This window comes from Pseudomonas sp. 10S4 (assembly GCF_034344865.1).
In the GTDB taxonomy this organism is placed as follows: Bacteria; Pseudomonadota; Gammaproteobacteria; order Pseudomonadales; family Pseudomonadaceae; genus Aquipseudomonas.
Map to the genome: position 1 here is coordinate 812,885 of NZ_CP133774.1, position 15,464 is coordinate 828,348.

A 15,464-nucleotide genomic window follows, 5' to 3' on the forward strand; every position below is an offset into this window, starting at 1 on the left:
CTGCGATCTTTTGATTCTGAACATTCCCATATGGAGCTCAACCAACATGGCTGTTACCTGCAATTCCCTCGAAGACGTTCGCCAAAACATTGATCGGCTGGATGGCCAGATCGTCACGCTACTGGCCGAGCGCGGCGCCTACGTGGCGCAAGCCGCTCGCTTCAAGAAAGACAGCGACGCGGTAAAAGCACCCGCCAGGGTCGAGCAGGTCATCGTCAAGGTTCGGGCATTGGCCGAAGCCACAGGCGCGAATCCCGAAGTCACCGAACAGGTCTACCGCGCCATGATCGCCGCGTTCATCGAACAGGAGCTGTCCGAACATGCCCGCCTGGCGGCGACGCCAACGGATTAATCACAGCCCTTTCACAAACGTCTGACGAATCGACTTCTAGACTTCTCTGTATAGGCCGTCGAAAGGCCGGGAGTCTGAAATGTGGCGTTGTGTAGGTGTGCTTGGGGTGTTGCTGTTGTGCGCGGGTTGCCAGTCGACTCATGAAGATCTGATCGCCAAGGGTTACCCGCCGGCATTCGCCGATGGCTTCGATGACGGTTGCGTCAGTGGCCGTCAGGCTGGCGGGGCGATGACCGGTGAATTCCGTAAAAACGTGCCGCGCTACCTCAAGGACAAGCAGTACGCCGACGGCTGGAGCGATGGCTTCCGCCAGTGCCAGGCGATGCTGGAAAACAAGGATCGCGAGGACTACCGCAGCCACTATTGGGATGAGCGCGAAAGAGCCTGGCAGCAGCAGAAAGATCAGGACGCCGCGCGAGCCTTTCGCTCGCAATAGGTCGTTGGCAGACATTCGTCGAAACTAAAACCCTGCGAGCATGGCCCAAACCCTATAACGGGAGAAAACCATGAGCCGTGCCTTCGTCAATGAAGATAACGCCGCCGCGCAAGCCGACCAGCCAGTGGAACGCCAGGTCAGCGCGCAGCCCAATTACGTCACCCCGGCAGGGCTGGCCCTGCTTCAGGTGAAACTCGCCGAGGTACAAAACCTGCTCGATGAACAGAGTGCAAAGGGCGAACTGGCCGATAAACAGCGCCAGGCCGACCTTGAGCGTGACTGGCGGTATTTTAATCAACGCCTGCAAAGCGCCCAGGTTGTCGTTGCGGCCTCCTCCACCGACAAAGTGCAGATTGGCGCTTGGGTGACGTTTGCTGATGAACAAGGCAACGAGCAGCGTGTGCAGTTGGTGGGCGAGGATCAGGCAGATGCTGGCAGCGGACTGATCAATTGGGGATCGCCGTTGGGGCGGGCGTTGTTGGGTGCGCAAATTGGCGATGAGGTCTTGTGGAAGCGGCCGGCGGGGGATTTGTTGATTGAGGTATTGGGCATAGAAGTCGGTTGATTGTGAGGACGCCATCGCGAGCAGGCTCGCTCCCATTAGATTTGTGGCGTTCACAAAACCAATGTGGGAGCGGGCTTGCTCGCGAAGGCCGCACCTCGGTCTTACTGAAAAACCATAAAAAAACGGAGCCCCTGAAGGCTCCGTTTTTTTCATGCAACCAACCCGATATCAGGCCAGTTTCTTGTGCCGTACACGGTGCGGCTGGGCAGCCGCTTCGCCGAGGCGCTTCTTACGATCAGCTTCGTACTCGGTGTAGTTACCTTCGAAGAAGATGGCTTGCGAGTCGTCTTCGTACGCCAGGATGTGAGTCGCGACGCGGTCAAGGAACCACCGATCGTGAGAGATCACAATGGCGGCGCCCGGGAAGTCCAGCAGGGCTTCTTCCAGGGAACGCAGGGTTTCAACGTCGAGGTCGTTGGACGGTTCGTCGAGCAGCAGGACGTTGCCGCCCTCTTTCAGGGTCAGGGCCAGGTGCAAGCGACCGCGCTCACCACCGGACAGGTCCTTGACGAACTTCTGCTGATCGCCGCCCTTGAAGTTGAAGCGACCGACGTAGGTACGCGACGGAATCTCGTAGTTGCCGATGCGTATCTGGTCGGAACCGTCGGAGATTTGCTGGAACACAGTCTTGCTGCCGTCCAGGTCTTCGCGGCTCTGATCGACGCAGGCCAGTTGCACGGTTTCGCCGACTTCGATGGTGCCCGAATCCGGCGTTTCCTTGCCCATCAGCATGCGGAACAGGGTCGACTTACCAGCACCGTTACCGCCGATCACGCCAACGATGGCGCCTTTAGGCATGGAGAACGACAGGTTGTCGATCAACACGCGATCGCCGTAGCCCTTGCTGACGTTCTTGAACTCGATGACCTTGTCACCCAGGCGCGGACCGGCCGGAATGTAGATCTCGTTGGTTTCGCTGCGCTTCTGGAATTCCTGCGATTGCATTTCTTCGAAGCGTTGCAGACGAGCCTTGGATTTGGACTGGCGGGCCTTGGCGCCTTGGCGCACCCACTCCAGTTCTTCCTTCATGGCTTTTTCGTGGGCCGACTGCTGCTTGGATTCGGCAGCCAGACGATTGGACTTGGCTTCAAGCCAACCCGAATAGTTGCCCTCGTACGGGATACCGGCGCCGCGGTCGAGTTCGAGAATCCAGCCTGCGACGTTGTCCAGGAAGTAACGGTCGTGCGTGATCGCTACCACGGTGCCCGGGAAGTCGTGCAGGAAGTGCTCCAACCAGGCGACGGAATCGGCGTCCAAGTGGTTGGTTGGTTCGTCGAGTAGCAGCATGTCAGGGGCAGACAGCAGAAGGCGGCACAGGGCCACACGACGCTTTTCACCACCGGACAGGAATTCGACCTTGGCATCCCATGCCGGCAGACGCAGCGCATCGGCGGCGACTTCCAGTTGGCGATCCAGGTTGTGACCGTCGCTGGCTTGCAGGATGGCTTCGAGCTTGGCCTGTTCGGCGGCCAGTTTGTCGAAGTCGGCATCTTCTTCAGCGTAAGCCGCGTAGACCTCGTCCAGGCGCGCCTGAGCGTTCTTGATTACGCTGACCGCTTCCTCGACCACTTCACGCACGGTCTTGGTCGGATCCAGGATCGGCTCTTGCGGCAGGTAGCCGATGTTCAGGTCCGGCATTGGACGGGCTTCGCCCTCGAATTCGGTATCAACGCCGGCCATGATTTTCAACAGCGTGGACTTACCCGAACCGTTGAGGCCGAGTACGCCGATTTTGGCGCCGGGGAAGAACGACAGCGAAATGTTTTTCAGGATTTCCCGCTTCGGCGGAACAACTTTGCCCAGCCGATGCATGGTGAAGACGTATTGAGCCATGGAGAACCTTGGGTCAGTGACAGATGAATGATCAGAGCGCAGGCGATGCCCGGGCCAGGCTGTGCGCGTCGTCCGCCAGATGGGTATCGAGGCGTGCGCGCTGAAAAAGCCTGAGTCTAGGAGCTGGAACGCTCCCGCGTAACCGGCAAAGCTACCTGAATGATGAAAGGCAGTCCAGCCGCGAGGGGCTGGCACTTAGCCACAACACAAGGCATGCTAGCCGCCCTCCGGGCGTCCGGCTTATAGTGCACGTCGCGCCAATCCAGCCAAACCGCAGGATTTCAGTTTGTCTAATGTCACGCCGCCTCTTTCTACCCGTGCACCGGCTGCCGCGCTCGGCTCCCCCTGCGCGGAACCCTGAAGGGCGCGCTGGCGACACTCGTGCTGTTGCTGCTCGCGCTGCTGCTCTGGCAGTTGCTGGATCAGCTTACGCAAACCCAGAAAAACCAGCGCCAGTACACCATCGACTACACCGCCGACCTCGCCTCCCAAGTCAGCCTGAACATGGCGCTGAACGCGCAGATCGCGCTCAATCTGCTACCGATCATCGAGCAACCGCAATCAGCCGACGAACAGCAGGCATTGCTGCGCAAAGTGCAGCAATCGCTACCCGACCTGCGCAGTCTGGCGCTACTGAGCCCGTCCGGCAAAATTCTCAGCGACAGCGCCACCGACAGCCAGGACGCCGATTACCTCAGCGATCTGGTACGCCGCAGCCGTTCGCAAGCCCACTATTTCAGCAACGCTGACGATGGCTCGGTGGTGCACTTGCTGCTGCATCAAGCCAGCGGCAGCAGTCGCGGTTATTGGGCCTTGCGCCTGACGCCGACGTTTTTCTCCTCGCTGACCAAACAGGGCGAAGCCGGCATCCGGCCGCTATGGCTGGTAGAGAACCGCATCAATCATCAAATCATCAGTCGCGACGAAGCGCTGCCCTCCGCCAAACCGGGCGCACTGAGCGACGATGATCTGGCCAACAGCGTGCTAGCCGTGCCGCTGAGCAGCAGTGACTGGCAACTGCGCGGGTTGTTCGACCGCCAACAGGTGCTCGAACAACTGCTGCCGGCGTTCATCGGTAAATGCCTGCTGGGCCTGGCTTTCTCACTGCTACCGTTTATCGCGCTGTTGAGCATGCGTCGTCGTCAGCGTCAGCTGCATGAGGGGCGCCGGCGCTATCAGGATATTTTCGATGGCACCGGCGTGGCGCTTTGCGTGCTCGATCTGTCCGGGCTGAAAAACTTTTTCGACAAGACCCAAATCAGCAGCAGCGAACAACTGAAGACCTGGCTCGACGTCCCGGAACAGCGCCAGCAACTGCTACAAGAGTTGCGCATCACCGAGGTCAACCAGGTCGCTCTGCAACTGCTTAATGTCAATTCTTGCGAGCAGGCCTGGAAACTGCTGATCGATGGTTGTCCGCAGGACTGCACCGCTATCGGTAACCAAGTGATCGAGGCGGTACACAACCAGCAGAAACAACTCGAACTGGAAATCAAACTCCAGGACACCAACGGCCGCGACCAGCACTTGTGGCTGGTTCTGCGCCTGCCGGAAGAGCAGCACGACTACAAAGCAGTGATTCTGAGCATCAATGACATCACCAGTCGCAAGCTCGTCGAGCTCTCGCTGCTGGAGCGTGAAGGCTTCTGGTCCGATGTCGTGCGCACCGTACCGGATCACCTGTACGTGCAGGACGTGATCAGCCAGCGGATGATCTTCAGTAACCACCACCTGGGTCAGACGCTGGGCTACAACCGGACCGAACTGCACCAGATGGGTGAGTACTTCTGGGAAATCCTCCTGCACCCCGAAGATGCCGATTATTACCACCGATCACGCCAGACCCAGCGCCACGCCGGTTACTCGCAGTTGCTGCAATGCCAACTGCGCTTCCGTCATCGCAACGGTAATTGGCGGCGTTTCGACATTCGCGAACAAGCTCTCGCCCGGGATAGAAACGATCAGGTCACGCGGATCATCGGCGTGGCCAAGGACATCACCGAGCAGATCGAGGCCAGCGAATCCTTGCGCGACAGCGAGCAGCGCTACCGCATGCTCGCCGAAAGCATCAGTGATGTGATTTTCTCCACCGACAACAAGCTGTCGCTCAATTACGTCAGCCCGTCGGTGCAAGCGGTGCTCGGCTATGACGTCGACTGGATTTTCCAGAACGGCTGGCAATCGACCATCGCCAACCCGCAACAACTGACCGGCATCTATAGCCTGATGGACCGGGTCAGCAAAGCCCTGGATAAACCTGATCAACTGACGTTGTTGCGCAGTCAGGTGAAGACCCAGTTGTTCCTGTTCGACTGCCTGCGGGCCGACGGGCGCAAGATCCCGATCGAGCTGCGATTGGTGCTGGTCTGGGATGAACACGGTGCGTTCGAAGGTGTGCTCGGGGTCGGTCGTGACATCAGCCAGCAGCGTCGTGCCGAGAAAGACCTGCGCATGGCGGCCACGGTATTCGAACATTCGACCTCGGCGATCCTGATCACCGACCCGGCCGGTTACATCGTCCAGGCCAACGAGGCGTTCAGTCGCGTCAGCGGTTATGCGGTGTCGCAGGTCCTCGACCAGTTGCCGAACATGTTGACCGTCGACGATCAACAAGAAGCCCACCTGCGTTATGTGCTCAAGCAACTGCATCAGCACAGCACCTGGGAAGGCGAAGTCTGGCTCAAACGCCGCAATGGCGAACATTACCCGGCGTGGGTAGGCATTACGGCGGTGCTCGACGACGAAGGCGACCTGGCCAGCTACGTGTGCTTCTTCAGCGACATCAGCGAGCGCAAGGCCAGCGAACAGCGGATTCATCGCCTGGCCTATTACGACGCCCTGACCCACCTGCCCAACCGCACGCTGTTCCAGGATCGCCTGCACACCGCGCTGCAATCGGCCGAGCGGCAGAAGTCGTGGGTGGTGCTGATGTTCATCGACCTCGACCGCTTCAAGGTCGATCAACGACAGCCTCGGCCACGCACGCCGGCGACCGCATGCTCAAGGAGATGGCCACGCGCCTGCTCGGTGCGTCGACGATGACGACACTCGTGGCGCGAATGGGCGGTGATGAGTTCACCTTGCTGCTGCAACCGCGCATCAACCGTGAAGTGGCGCTGAACCGGGCCATTCATGTGGCTGAACAGATCCTCGCCAGCCTGGTGAAACCGTTTGTGCTGGAAGGTCGCGAGTTCTTCGTCACCGCCAGTATCGGTATTGCCCTGAGCCCGCAGGACGGCAACGAACTCAGTCAGTTGATGAAGAACGCCGACACCGCGATGTACCACGCCAAGGAGCGCGGCAAGAACAACTTCCAGTTCTATCAAGCGGACATGAACGCCAGCGCCCTCGAACGCCTGGAACTGGAAAGCGATCTGCGTCATGCCCTGGAGCAGGACGAATTCGTGCTGTATTACCAGCCGCAGTTCAGCGGCGACGGCAAACGCCTGACCGGCGCCGAAGCCCTGCTGCGCTGGCGCCATCCGCGTCGCGGGCTGGTGCCGCCGGGGGATTTCATTCCAGTGCTCGAAGAGCTTGGCCTGGTGGTGGATGTCGGCGACTGGGTGATCAGCGAGGCCTGTCGCCAGCTCAAGACCTGGCATCAGGCCAAGGTACGAGTACCGAAAGTCTCGGTGAACATCTCGGCACGGCAGTTCTCCGATGGTCAGCTCGGCACGCGGATCGCCAACATCCTCAAGGAAACCGGCCTGCCGCCGGCGTGCCTGGAGCTGGAACTGACCGAAAGTATCCTGATGCGCGAAGTCAGCGAGGCGATGCAGATTCTCGCCGGGCTGAAAAACCTTGGCTTGAGCATCGCGGTCGATGACTTCGGCACCGGTTATTCATCGCTCAACTACCTCAAGCAATTCCCGATCGACGTGCTGAAAATCGACCGCACCTTCGTCGACGGCCTGCCGTCGGGCGAGCAGGATGCGCAGATTGCCCGGGCGATCATCGCCATGGCCCACAGCCTGAACCTGGCAGTGATCGCCGAGGGCGTGGAAACCCACGAGCAACTCGACTTCCTGCGCGAGCATGGGTGCGATGAGGTTCAAGGGTATCTGTTTGGGCGGCCGATGCCGGCGAGCCGGTTTGAGGCGCAGTTCAGCAATGATGCGCTGTTCATGTTCGATTGATTGAGGGCCGTTGTGGCGAGGGGACTTGCCCCCGTTCGGCTGCGAAGCAGTCGCAAAACCTGTTTGCACAGTTTGACCGGGGAAATGCCGGGGCCGCTTCGCGACCCAACGGGGGCAAGCTCCCTCGCCACAGGCCAGCACAATCACCGCTGATCCCGTCATGAACGCCACTTGTCTGCGACATGATGTCCTTTCATATGCCATCTAAAACCTGATGGGTTAGAATGCCCCCTTTTCTGCCCCGATCCTTGAGGACCGCCATGTTCAGCCGTGATTTGACTATTGCCAAGTACGACGCCGATCTCTTTGCCGCCATGGAGCAAGAAGCTCAGCGCCAGGAAGAACATATTGAGCTGATCGCTTCGGAAAACTACACCAGCCCTGCGGTGATGGAAGCTCAAGGCTCGGTACTGACCAACAAGTACGCCGAAGGCTACCCAGGCAAGCGCTACTACGGTGGTTGCGAGTTCGTCGACGTGGTTGAGCAACTGGCCATCGACCGTGCAAAAGAACTGTTCGGCGCTGATTACGCCAACGTTCAGCCGCACGCTGGCTCCCAAGCCAACAGCGCCGTTTACCTGGCCCTGCTGCAAGCCGGCGACACCATCCTGGGCATGAGCCTGGCCCACGGCGGTCACCTAACCCACGGTGCTAGCGTTTCGTCCTCCGGCAAGCTGTACAACGCCATTCAGTACGGTATCGATGCCAACGGCCTGATCGACTACGACGAAGTCGAGCGCCTGGCTGTTGAGCACAAGCCAAAAATGATCGTGGCCGGTTTCTCTGCTTACTCGCAGATTCTGGATTTCCCACGTTTCCGCGAAATCGCTGACAAGGTTGGCGCCTACCTGTTCGTCGACATGGCCCACGTGGCCGGTCTGGTCGCCGCTGGCGTCTATCCGAACCCGGTGCCTTTCGCTGACGTCGTGACCACCACCACGCACAAGACCCTGCGCGGTCCACGTGGCGGCCTGATCCTGGCTCGCGCCAACGCCGACATCGAGAAAAAGCTGAACTCCGCGGTATTCCCGGGCGCCCAGGGTGGCCCGCTGGAGCACGTGATCGCCGCTAAAGCGATCTGCTTCAAAGAAGCACTGCAGCCTGAGTTCAAGACCTACCAGCAACAAGTGGTGAAGAACGCCAAGGCCATGGCCGGCGTGTTCATCGAGCGCGGTTTCGACGTGGTCTCGGGCGGTACTGAAAACCACCTGTTCCTGCTGTCGCTGATCAAGCAGGAAATCTCCGGTAAAGACGCCGATGCCGCTCTGGGCAAGGCTTTCATCACCGTGAACAAGAACTCCGTGCCAAACGATCCACGCTCCCCGTTCGTGACCTCCGGTCTGCGTTTCGGTACTCCGGCTGTGACCACTCGCGGCTTCAAGGAAGCAGAGTGCAAAGAGCTGGCCGGCTGGATCTGCGACATCCTGGCTGACCTGAACAACGAAGCGGTGATCGACGCCGTTCGTGAGAAGGTCAAGACCATCTGCAAGAAACTGCCGGTATACGGCGCTTAATTGCACCGCTAAATCGCAGCTGTAAAAAAACCGGTCAGTGATGGCCGGTTTTTTCGCCTGTAGAAAGATCAAAAGATCGCAGCCTTCGGCAGCTCCTAGGCGGTGTTGGCCACTGGTCAGACCGGTCATGCCGATTTCACTCTTTTTACTTGTCATCTGGAAAAAACCGAGCGTAGACTGCGCCTGCACTGGACATACCGGTAAGACCACAATAATTAAGTCCTGAATCAGATGCGTTCAAGCGCACGGCAGCCAGGACACCGACCAGGATTCCTCCCATGCTCAGATGGTGCTCGCGTTCAATCTTCCTCCAAGTGGTTCTCGGACTGGTGCTCGGCATCATCTGTGGGCTGACCCTTCCCGAATACTCCGCACAGCTCAAACCGCTGGGCGACGGTTTTATCAAACTGATCAAGATGCTCATTGGCCTGATCGTGTTCTGCGTGGTGGTCAGCGGCATCAGCGGTGCGGGCGATCTGAAGAAGGTCGGGCGCATCGGTCTCAAGTCGGTCATCTACTTTGAAGTGCTGACCACCATCGCCCTGCTGATTGGCCTGCTGTTCGCTTTCAGTACCGGCATCGGCAGCGGCGCGAACATTCATCTGGAACAACTTTCCGCCGCCGACATGGGCGACATCGCCCAGCGTGGCCAGCAGATGCACACCACCACGCAATTCCTGATGGACCTGATCCCGACGTCGGTGATCGGTGCTTTTGCCGACAACAACATCCTCCAGGTCCTGCTGTTCTCGGTGCTGTTCGGCAGCGCCCTGAACCTGGTCGGCGAAGCGGCCTCGGGCATTTCCCGGCTGATCAACGAACTCAGCCACGTGATCTTCCGCATCATGGGCATGATCGTGCGTCTGGCGCCGATCGGCGTGTTCGGCGCCATCGCCTTCACTACCAGCAAATATGGCCTGGATTCGCTGCAACACCTGGGCAGCCTGGTTGGCTTGTTTTACCTGACCTGCGCCGCGTTCGTGTCGCTGATTCTCGGCCTGGTCATGCGCCTTTCCGGCCTGCGGATGTGGCCACTGCTCAAGTACCTGCGTGAAGAATTGCTGATCGTCATGGGCACCGCCTCTTCCGACGCCGTGCTGCCGCAGATCATGCGCAAGCTTGAGCACCTGGGCATCGGCAGCTCGACGGTCGGGCTGGTGATTCCAACCGGTTACTCCTTTAACCTCGACGGTTTCTCGATCTACCTGACCCTGGCCATCGTCTTCATCGCCAACGCCACCGGCACGCCGCTGGCCATGACCGACCTGCTGACGATTCTGCTGGTGTCGTTGATTACCTCCAAAGGTGCCCACGGCATCCCCGGTTCGGCGCTGGTGATTCTCGCCGCCACATTGACCGCGATCCCGGCCATTCCGGTGGTCGGTCTGGTGCTGGTGCTGGCGGTGGACTGGTTCATGGGCATCGGCCGGGCGCTGACCAACCTGATCGGCAACTGCGTCGCCACCGTGGCCATTGCTCGCTGGGAAAAGGACATCGATATCCAACGGGCAAACAAAGTGCTTTCCGGTCAGGTGGGTTATACCTTCCAGCCGAGAAAACCGGTCGTCCCGCCCCATCAACAAGAATTCTGAATAATCGCAGTGCCTGCCTACGGGCAGGCACGGTTATCAAACGTTTTAGAGGCTCATGGAGCGAACAGTGATCACCACATCGACCGTCGTAACCTCAGTAGTAGAAAAACTTCGGGCCGCTCTGGCCCGTGGCCAGTGGCGCTCCGGCGACATGTTGCCGGGCCAGCGCGAACTGGCCGAACAACTGGGCATCAGCCGCCCGAGCCTGCGCGAAGCGGTGATCGTGCTGGAAACCCTCGGGCTGGTGCGCTCCATGCCGGGTAAAGGCGTAGTGGTGCTGGAAGCCAATCTCAGCGACAGCCAAAGCCACGACAGCGCAGTGGCCGGCGCAAGCCTGGAGGACGTGCTGCAACTGCGCTACACGCTCGAACCGTTCATCGTCGGCCTGGTGGCGCAATCGATCAGCAGCAAGGAAGTCGGGCAACTGCGCCTGACCCTGATGGACATGCGCGAAGCCCTGGAGGCCAACGACAGTGAAGCCGGGGTCAGCGCCTACATCGCGTTCCACGAAGAATTGTTCACCCTGACCTCGAACCCGATCTTCCAGAGTGTGGTGCAACAGACCAGCAACGCTCTCAAGCAAAGTGCCGAAGTGCTGCGCAACTCGCCAGAGCATTTGGCCGAACGCCTTGAAGAAAACGAAGCCGTGGTGCGGGCGATCCGCAGCAAGAACAGCGCCCAGGCCAGCGCCGAAATGCGTCGGCACATCCTTCGGGAAGGTCAGCGCATGGGCATTGAACTGAATATCCCGGACGACAACCTCGGCAGTTGAACCTCTTCGAACTGGAGACTGGCCATGAACAGCTTCGCCTCAGCGCAAACACTCACCGCCCTGCCCTTTCCTCACCGGGTGGACGATCTCTATTCGCGGGTCTTCGACGCCATTCTCGAACAACGCATTGATGCCGACAGTCGCTTTACCGAGGAAAGCCTGGCGCAGATGTTCAACGCCAGGCGCAGTGAGATTCGTGGCGTGTTGACTCGACTGTCCCATGAGCAAATCGTTGTCCTTCGGGCGAATCATCGGCCCCGGGTTGCAGCGCTCGACAGCGAACAAACCCGGCAGATGTTGCATGCACGGCGGTTGACCGAAATCACGCTGGTGCGACTGGCCTGCCAGCAACCCCGTCCGCAAGATTTGAAACGTCTGGGTACGTTGATCGACAGCGAGCGCCACTGTATCGCGCGTGCTCCAGCAATCCGGTTATCGGGGGAGTTTCATTTGCAATTGGCTCAAATGGCGGGGAATGCACCGTTGGCGCATTTTCTGGGAAGCCTGGTGCCGCTGACTTCGTTGGCGATTGCGCAAGTTGATGGGGATTTGGAGGGTTATTGCGTTTGGCAGGTGCATCAGGGGATTTTGGAAGCTGTGGAGCGTAGGGATGCTGTGAAGGCTGAGACGTTGCTGAGCAGGCATCTGGATTATTTGGAAATGGCATTGCTGAACCGGGAACCGACATTCATCAAAAATCGTGTCGCGGGTTAAATCGCTATCGCGAGCAAGCTCGCTCCCACAGGGGAATGCATTTCAAATGTGGGAGCGAGCTTGCTCGCGATAGGGCCATAGCAGACGCCGACAATGCATCAGATTGCGGCAACCCGCTCAAACCCCGCACGAATCTTCTCTTCCGGCAAATCATCGGCAATAAACACAATTACGCTTTCCCGCGCCTCGCCCTCCGCCCATTCGGTGTCCCAATCGAAGCCGTACAACTTCAGCACACCCTGAAACACCATCCGCCGTGGCTCACCAGCGATGTTCAACACACCCTTGTAGCGCAGCAGTTGCTTGCCATGGTCTTCCAGCAGTTCGTTCATGAACTCGCTGAGCTTGTCGATATCCAGCGGCTTGTCGGTGCGCAGTACCAGGCTGGAAATCCGATCAATCGACGGCGCCTTGCTCACCGGCCGCAGGCTCACACCGCCCCCGAGATCCGCGTTGAGATTGAAACCGCGCACGTCGAGCAATTCGGCCAGGTCGATCTTCCCGTGCTCAACGACGCGAATCGGCGCACGGCGGTTGATGCGGGTCAGGCGTTCGCTGAGGGCGTTGAAAGTCGCCTCATCCACCAAATCCCGTTTACTCACCAGCAGGCGATCGGCGAAACCGATCTGCGCCTGGGCGATGGTCTGGGTCAGGTGAGTGTCAGCGTGGGCGGCGTCCACCAAAGTGATGATGCCGTCGAGAAGGTAGCGCTCGCGCAGGTCTTCATCGATGAAGAAGGTTTGCGCCACCGGGGCTGGGTCGGCCAGGCCGGTGCATTCGATCACCAGTCGGTCGAAAGCGATTTCACCGCTGTCCAGGCGTTCGAGCAACAGGTACAGGGCCTTGGTCAGGTCTGTGTGAATGGTGCAGCAGACGCAGCCGTTGGACAGCGTCATCACTTGCACCGGCTCATCGCCCAATAATTGGGTGTCGATGCCAGCGTCGCTGAATTCGTTTTCGATCACGGCGATTTTCAGCCCGTGCTCGGCTTTGAGCAGGTGGCGCAACAGCGTGGTTTTACCAGCGCCGAGGAAGCCGCTGAGGATCGTGACCGGGATGGGAGAGGACAACTGGAACCTCCTGCTTCAGACAATTTAAAAAACAACACAAAAACAAATGTGGGAGCGAACTTGCTCGCGATGGCGGCTCCACAGTCAACAGAGATGCTGACTGTCAGACCGCTATCGCGAGCAAGCTCGCTCCCACAGGGATTACGTCAACCCGGCTGTTGAATCAACAGCACTTCGGCCCACCCTTGCCACCGTAACGCGCTTCCTGACGTTCCCGAAAGAACATCTCGTAGCTCATCACCGGTTTGTCCGGGTGTTTGGTTTGCATATGCTCGACGTAATTGTCGTAGTCGGGCATGCCGACCATCAGGCGTGCGGCCTGACCGAGGTATTTACCGAGGCGACTCAGGTCATTGAACATGTTGGCAATCCTCGATTACGCGTCCGGCACAGCCTGGAACGGCGATTCTTTATCCGTACGTTCTTTGCTGCCCCAGGCCGAAATACCGACCTTGAGCGCATAGAACAGGATGCTGAACACCACGAACAGGAACAGCGCTGTCAGCGTTGCGTTGGTGTAGGCATTCCAGATCACGTGCTGCATCTGATTGATGTCCTTGGCCGGCGCGAGGATCTGACCGTTGGCCAATGCATCGCTGTATTTCTTGGCCAGAGACAGGAAGCCGATCGCCGGGTTGGCGTCGAACAACTTGATGAAACCGGCGGTGGTGGTGCAAATCAGCAACCACGCGGCCGGCAACAAGGTGACCCAGATGTAGCGTTGGCGTTTCATTTTGATCAGGACGACGGTGGCGAGCATCAGCGCGATGCCGGCGAGCATCTGGTTGGAGATACCGAACAGCGGCCACAAGGTGTTGATGCCACCGAGCGGATCGATCACGCCTTGATAAAGCAAGTAACCCCACATCGCCACGCAACCGGCAGTCGCGATCAGGTTGGCGGTCCAGGATTCCGTTCGTTTGAGCGCCGGAACGAAGGAGCCGAGCAAATCCTGAAGCATGAAGCGTCCGGCCCGCGTGCCCGCGTCGACGGCGGTGAGGATGAACAGCGCCTCGAACATGATCGCGAAGTGGTACCAGAACGCCATGGTGTTTTCACCCGGCAGAATGTTGTGCAGGATCTGCGCAATACCAACCGCCAGGGTCGGCGCACCGCCGGCACGAGCCAGCACGGTGGTTTCACCGATGTCCCTGGCCACCGCTTGCAGCGCTTCCGGGGTAATTGCAAAACCCCAACTGCTGACGGTTTGCGCCACTTGCACCACATCACCGCCGACGATGGCCGCCGGGCTGTTCATGGCGAAGTACACGCCCGGCTCGATCACCGAGGCAGCGACAATGGCCATGATGGCAACGAAGGATTCCATCAACATGCCGCCATAACCGATATAGCGGGCATGGCCTTCACTGGCGAGCAATTTCGGCGTGGTGCCGGAAGCGATCAGCGCGTGGAAACCCGAAACCGCGCCACAGGCAATGGTGATGAACAGGAACGGAAACAACCCGCCCTTCCACACCGGCCCGGTGCCGTCGATGAACTGGGTCAGTGCCGGCATTTTCAGGTCGGGCATGGTGATCAGGATGCCGATCGCCAGCGCAATGATGGTGCCGATCTTGAGGAACGTGGACAGGTAATCACGCGGTGCCAGAATCAGCCACACCGGCAGCACCGCCGCGACGAAACCATAACCAATCAGCATCCAGGTGATCTGGATCCCGGTGAAGCTGAAGACCTTGGCCCACACCGGATCCGCAGCGATCTGCCCACCCAGCCAGATCGAGCCCAGCAGCAGAAGCACACCGACGACGGAGATTTCACCAATGCGGCCCGGACGGATGTAGCGCATGTACACGCCCATGAACATCGCGATCGGGATGGTCGCCATTACCGTGAAAATACCCCAAGGGCTTTCGGCCAGGGCTTTCACCACGATCAGCGCCAGCACTGCGAGGATGATGATCATGATCAGGAAGCAGCCGAACAGCGCGATCGTGCCGGGAATGCGGCCCATTTCTTCACGGACCATGTCGCCCAGGGAACGACCGTTACGGCGGGTGGACATGAACAGGACCATGAAGTCCTGAACCGCACCGGCCAGCACCACGCCGGCAATCAGCCACAGCGTGCCGGGCAGGTAACCCATCTGCGCTGCCAGGACCGGACCGACCAAAGGCCCGGCACCAGCGATGGCTGCAAAGTGGTGACCGAAGAGGATGTGTTTATTGGTCGGGACGTAGTCCAGACCATCATTGTTGAGCACGGCGGGGGTGGCCCGGCGCGGATCGAGTTGCATCACATTGTTGGCGATGAACAGGCTGTAGTAACGATAGGCAACCAGATAAATGGCCACGGCAGCGACCACAATCCATAAGGCGTTGATCGGCTCGCCTCGGCGCAATGCCACTACGCCAAGGGCGCACGCTCCTACGATTGCCAGCAGCAGCCAGGGTAAATGGCGTAGCAGGCTATTATTATTTTTCATTTTTTATTCCAGCCAGGGTGGACAAGAAAGACAGCCA

At 59.2% G+C, this 15,464-nt stretch carries 11 protein-coding genes and 1 pseudogene; 8 read left to right on the forward strand and 4 right to left on the reverse strand.

Annotation, left to right across the window (positions count from 1 at the left end; all coding sequences use genetic code 11):
- The first annotated feature begins 46 nt into the window (after nucleotides 1-46).
- The 3 genes from RHM58_RS03830 (at nucleotide 47) to RHM58_RS03840 (ending at nucleotide 1,353) form a co-directional block, all read left to right on the forward strand.
- Entirely contained in the window at nucleotides 47-352 is a 306-nt protein-coding gene (locus RHM58_RS03830) for a chorismate mutase (RefSeq protein WP_322269700.1), read from the forward strand.
- 79 nt (nucleotides 353-431) lie between these two features.
- A complete protein-coding gene (locus tag RHM58_RS03835) occupies nucleotides 432-788 on the forward strand; it encodes a hypothetical protein (protein WP_322269701.1) in 357 nt (118 codons plus the stop codon).
- 70 nt (nucleotides 789-858) lie between these two features.
- Entirely contained in the window at nucleotides 859-1,353 is a 495-nt protein-coding gene (locus RHM58_RS03840; RefSeq protein ID WP_322269702.1) for a GreA/GreB family elongation factor, read from the forward strand.
- Between the two features lie 168 nt (nucleotides 1,354-1,521).
- Here the strand turns inward: RHM58_RS03840 and ettA are convergent, their stop codons facing one another.
- Nucleotides 1,522-3,186, reverse strand: coding sequence for an energy-dependent translational throttle protein EttA (gene ettA, locus RHM58_RS03845; RefSeq protein WP_201198083.1), 1,665 nt, complete (start codon nucleotides 3,184-3,186; stop codon nucleotides 1,522-1,524).
- 286 nt (nucleotides 3,187-3,472) lie between these two features.
- On the opposite strand from ettA, the pseudogene RHM58_RS03850 reads away from it, so the two are divergent.
- The 5 genes and pseudogenes from RHM58_RS03850 to RHM58_RS03870 all read left to right on the forward strand — a co-directional run bounded on the left by RHM58_RS03850 (nucleotide 3,473) and on the right by RHM58_RS03870 (nucleotide 11,914).
- Nucleotides 3,473-7,322: pseudogene (locus RHM58_RS03850) on the forward strand (EAL and GGDEF domain-containing protein).
- 260 nt (nucleotides 7,323-7,582) lie between these two features.
- The gene (gene glyA / locus RHM58_RS03855; RefSeq protein WP_322269703.1) at nucleotides 7,583-8,836 is read left to right on the forward strand and encodes a serine hydroxymethyltransferase; all 1,254 of its coding nucleotides are present in this window, start codon (nucleotides 7,583-7,585) and stop codon (nucleotides 8,834-8,836) included.
- Nucleotides 8,837-9,114: 278 nt separating this feature from the next.
- Nucleotides 9,115-10,428 (forward strand): C4-dicarboxylate transporter DctA, encoded by a 1,314-nt coding sequence (locus RHM58_RS03860; RefSeq protein WP_201198085.1) that lies wholly within the window; start codon nucleotides 9,115-9,117, stop codon nucleotides 10,426-10,428.
- 67 nt (nucleotides 10,429-10,495) lie between these two features.
- Nucleotides 10,496-11,200 (forward strand): FadR/GntR family transcriptional regulator, encoded by a 705-nt coding sequence (locus RHM58_RS03865; RefSeq protein ID WP_201256697.1) that lies wholly within the window; start codon nucleotides 10,496-10,498, stop codon nucleotides 11,198-11,200.
- Nucleotides 11,201-11,224: 24 nt separating this feature from the next.
- A complete protein-coding gene (locus tag RHM58_RS03870) occupies nucleotides 11,225-11,914 on the forward strand; it encodes a GntR family transcriptional regulator (RefSeq protein ID WP_201256696.1) in 690 nt (229 codons plus the stop codon).
- Nucleotides 11,915-12,012: 98 nt separating this feature from the next.
- On the opposite strand, the gene yjiA is transcribed toward RHM58_RS03870, so the two are convergent.
- The 3 genes from yjiA to RHM58_RS03885 form a co-directional block, all read right to left on the reverse strand.
- Complete coding sequence (gene yjiA, locus RHM58_RS03875) at nucleotides 12,013-12,984, reverse strand: GTPase (protein ID WP_201198087.1); 972 nt, start codon at nucleotides 12,982-12,984, stop codon at nucleotides 12,013-12,015.
- A 163-nt stretch (nucleotides 12,985-13,147) separates the two neighbouring features.
- On the reverse strand, nucleotides 13,148-13,345 hold the full coding sequence (locus RHM58_RS03880; protein WP_007895266.1) for a YbdD/YjiX family protein: 198 nt from the start codon (nucleotides 13,343-13,345) through the stop codon (nucleotides 13,148-13,150).
- A gap of 15 nt (nucleotides 13,346-13,360) precedes the next feature.
- Nucleotides 13,361-15,427 (reverse strand): carbon starvation CstA family protein, encoded by a 2,067-nt coding sequence (locus tag RHM58_RS03885; RefSeq protein ID WP_322269705.1) that lies wholly within the window; start codon nucleotides 15,425-15,427, stop codon nucleotides 13,361-13,363.
- Nucleotides 15,428-15,464: the final 37 nt, after the last annotated feature.

Coding starts and splice junctions, on each gene's coding strand:
- RHM58_RS03830 (WP_322269700.1), top strand. CDS start 47: ATGGCTGTTACCTGCAATTCCCTCGAAGACGTTCGCCAAAACATTGAT.
- RHM58_RS03835 (WP_322269701.1), top strand. CDS start 432: ATGTGGCGTTGTGTAGGTGTGCTTGGGGTGTTGCTGTTGTGCGCGGGT.
- RHM58_RS03840 (WP_322269702.1), top strand. CDS start 859: ATGAGCCGTGCCTTCGTCAATGAAGATAACGCCGCCGCGCAAGCCGAC.
- ettA (WP_201198083.1), bottom strand. CDS start 3,186: ATGGCTCAATACGTCTTCACCATGCATCGGCTGGGCAAAGTTGTTCCG.
- glyA (WP_322269703.1), top strand. CDS start 7,583: ATGTTCAGCCGTGATTTGACTATTGCCAAGTACGACGCCGATCTCTTT.
- RHM58_RS03860 (WP_201198085.1), top strand. CDS start 9,115: ATGCTCAGATGGTGCTCGCGTTCAATCTTCCTCCAAGTGGTTCTCGGA.
- RHM58_RS03870 (WP_201256696.1), top strand. CDS start 11,225: ATGAACAGCTTCGCCTCAGCGCAAACACTCACCGCCCTGCCCTTTCCT.
- RHM58_RS03880 (WP_007895266.1), bottom strand. CDS start 13,345: ATGTTCAATGACCTGAGTCGCCTCGGTAAATACCTCGGTCAGGCCGCA.
- RHM58_RS03885 (WP_322269705.1), bottom strand. CDS start 15,427: ATGAAAAATAATAATAGCCTGCTACGCCATTTACCCTGGCTGCTGCTG.